This window comes from Pediococcus damnosus (genome assembly GCF_001437255.1).
Classification (GTDB): Bacteria; Bacillota; Bacilli; order Lactobacillales; family Lactobacillaceae; genus Pediococcus; species Pediococcus damnosus.
Genome location: NZ_JQBD01000147.1, coordinates 1 through 2,463, shown reverse-complemented (window position 1 = coordinate 2,463; position 2,463 = coordinate 1). Strand labels below are relative to the sequence as shown.

Below are 2,463 nucleotides of genomic sequence, written 5' to 3'. Positions count from 1 at the left end.
TTGACCATCTAGGAAAACCTTACACTAACGTATAATTTTGAGCAAATATTAATAAACAAAAAAATTCCGTTTGCCACTTTACATGACAAACGGAATTTTTTAACGATCTAAAACTAATTCAATAACTTTTTTTCGAGTTCCAATGTTAAGGTGCGTCACATTCTCTGTAAGGACTTTTTCGTACTCAGAAAGTGCATCTTCAGGCAACGGTGTGTTCTTACTTAAAGCGACTAACACATCATCCACCGTCGTACTCAACGTAATGTTCATAAAAATATTCATCTTTTCAATCACATCACGCAACAAATCCGTCAGCAAGCCATTGGGTTTCCCATTTATATCAGTAATGACGAGCTGATGACTATTCACTACTGCATGATCAATCCGGCTAATTCGTATTACATCAAATACCGATATCATTTTGCCAACCCCGTTTCTGCATATCTTAACCTGCATTATAGCCCAAAAACAGGAGGTAAAACAAGACGAAAACCTTCAGAAATTACATCTTAGGTTTTTACGCCTCGGATTGGATTTGAAGTATCCCTACTTTAACTATTTAAATAATTAAAAATCAGAGCTGGTAGCTTTCATTAACTCCACACCACGAAGCGACAGTAAGTATCCGTTGCCCGTTTGATCAAAAGCTAATCCCTCAAATTCACGTGTCGCAGTTTTCTTATTATTGGCATCATAGCTTTGGAAAGTTTCCTCTTTAACATCATTTGGAGAAAGTTTTCCTAACTTGTTAACTGGTACTGATTCAATACTACCATCTGCTACAAAGTACAAACGCTGGTTTGCCGCATTAAACCCAATTGACTGTGAATGCGTGCCAGGAGCATATTTAAGTCCCTGCATAACCAAATTAAACCTCACGGTATTGTTACTATTAATTGTTCCTTTATAAACCTTCACACTATTTGTCGGTGCCCATGATGCAGCATTTTTAACATACGCATACATATTTCCTTGATCATCAAATGTCAAATTCATTGGCATCGTTTGATATTGACCCATTTTAAAATCAATCTCTTTATCTGGCTTAAGGGTTGTTTGGCTCAATTCTTGAAGGTTACTCATTTCATCACTAGTGCCACTCTTGCCGATAAACCAAATTTGATTTGTTTTTTTATCATATGCCATCGCCTGTCCATGTCCGGTAGTGAAGGTTGGGCCAATCTTCATACAAGACAAGGCTGCAGTTTGATCATCTGTGAGATTCTTATTATTTAATTTATTATAGGCTGCGCGTCTCAAAACAGATAGATCATTTGCGCTTTTAGCATAGGTACGTAATTTGGCTAAATCATAACGAATCACGAAACCTTGATCCGATGTTGTGTGTTGTTTCGTATACATCACATACGCATAGTTTCCCACTAACGCCACGCTTTGGGCATTTCCTAAATCACCAGATGCGTTATAAGTACTTGGTAAATACATGTCAGTAGTGAAGTTTGTCGTCCCTGTTCCTGCTGAATGTTTAATAGTATTTGCTTCTGAGTCAAATGCAGAATAATTTGGCGCAACTCCATATGTGCTTGGTGCTGTTACAAAGTGATTGGAATTCTTCACAACAGAATATTTACCACTATCAAAGCTTTGTAAAGCAACCGCTGATTGTGTATAAACTGGAACACCATTGATATTTTTCATAGTGGTAGCTGCCACTTTTTGTAAGGCCGCTCCATATACCCAACCAAAGTTTTTGCCATTGTAAGTTACACGGTAATAATGAGTTTTATAAACCTTCTTAGCTTCACCAGTCACCGTCATAATTTTTCCACGATAGTTTTTACCGTAGTGAGCAAGCTTTCCTGCGCCATAATCGCCACCAGGAACATGATTGTAAAAGTTATTGGTTGCATTGCTCTTTACCTGAAAAGAGTTAGCAGACAATTTACTATAATAAGTTGTTGGATCACCTAAATAACCAGACCAAATCCAACCTGTGCATCCACTGGGGCTTTTAACTTCATAGTAGGTTTTTCCACTAACTTTGGCAGTACGCAATAAAGTGAATTTTGTGAAACTATGTACGTAATATTTTGACTTTAATGTGTACTTTCCCTGTCCAGCAGATTTCAGTGTATAAATCCGCTTGTTGTTTGATTTTGAACGATAGTTTCTAACCACAACTTTAGAACTATGAGTTACTGCTTTGTTTCCAGTTACCTTATGCGTTGCACTCGCAAAAGCCGGAGTTGCCAGTGCCATTGTGGCAGCGGTTACACAAATTGCCCGTGTAATTGCTTGTTTAAATTTAATTATCATATCTTTTCTCCTCCTGAACTATTTTATAACACTATAATTATATCATTAAAGAAAATTTACGAAGCAACAAATTACATTAGTAATTAAAATGACATATTTTTCTCTTATGTTTATTTCTTTACTTACCTGATCCAAGTTGGTAGGATAATCAGTGTAATTTTCTACCATTAGTCAAGAGAAACCTTT

At 36.6% G+C, this 2,463-nt stretch carries 2 protein-coding genes; both read right to left on the bottom strand.

Features of this window, described 5'->3' with window-relative positions; genetic code table 11:
* Window positions 1–99: 99 nt before the first annotated feature.
* The gene (locus IV84_RS10300; RefSeq protein WP_056986616.1) at window positions 100–420 is read right to left on the bottom strand and encodes a hypothetical protein; all 321 of its coding nucleotides are present in this window, start codon (window positions 418–420) and stop codon (window positions 100–102) included.
* Window positions 421–567: 147 nt separating this feature from the next.
* Window positions 568–2,277, bottom strand: coding sequence for an SH3-like domain-containing protein (locus tag IV84_RS10295; protein WP_056986615.1), 1,710 nt, complete (start codon window positions 2,275–2,277; stop codon window positions 568–570).
* Window positions 2,278–2,463: the final 186 nt, after the last annotated feature.

What these genes read in the sequence shown, in the direction of transcription:
- IV84_RS10300 (WP_056986616.1), bottom strand. Translation starts at nt 420, where the DNA reads ATGATATCGGTATTTGATGTAATACGAATTAGCCGGATTGATCATGCA.
- IV84_RS10295 (WP_056986615.1), bottom strand. Translation starts at nt 2,277, where the DNA reads ATGATAATTAAATTTAAACAAGCAATTACACGGGCAATTTGTGTAACC.